Genomic DNA, 254 nt, shown 5'->3' with positions numbered 1-254 from the left:
AATTGATTATACTCGGAAATTAGTTGATTCGATTGATAGGATTGCGGGAACTCCACTCAAATTTTATTTTCAAGGTTCCGCAATAGGGTATTATGGTTCGTACGATAATAATATTTCTGTTTTTACAGAAGATTCTGGAGTAGGTAAGGATTTTCTGGCTACCTTATGTGAAGAGTGGGAAAACATTTGCGAAAAAATCCGAATTTTAGGAACTCGTCTTTGTATTTTACGTACAGGAATTGTTTTAAGTTCTA

At 33.9% G+C, this 254-nt stretch carries 1 pseudogene; it reads left to right on the top strand.

The window, feature by feature from the left end:
• Positions 1 to 254: pseudogene (locus EHQ17_RS19995) on the top strand (TIGR01777 family oxidoreductase); the annotation flags it as partial.

The sequence above is a fragment of the Leptospira gomenensis genome, assembly GCF_004770155.1.
Classification (GTDB): domain Bacteria; phylum Spirochaetota; class Leptospiria; order Leptospirales; family Leptospiraceae; genus Leptospira; species Leptospira gomenensis.
Note: the sequence above shows the minus strand (reverse complement) of the source record. Positions and strands in the feature narration are given on the sequence as shown.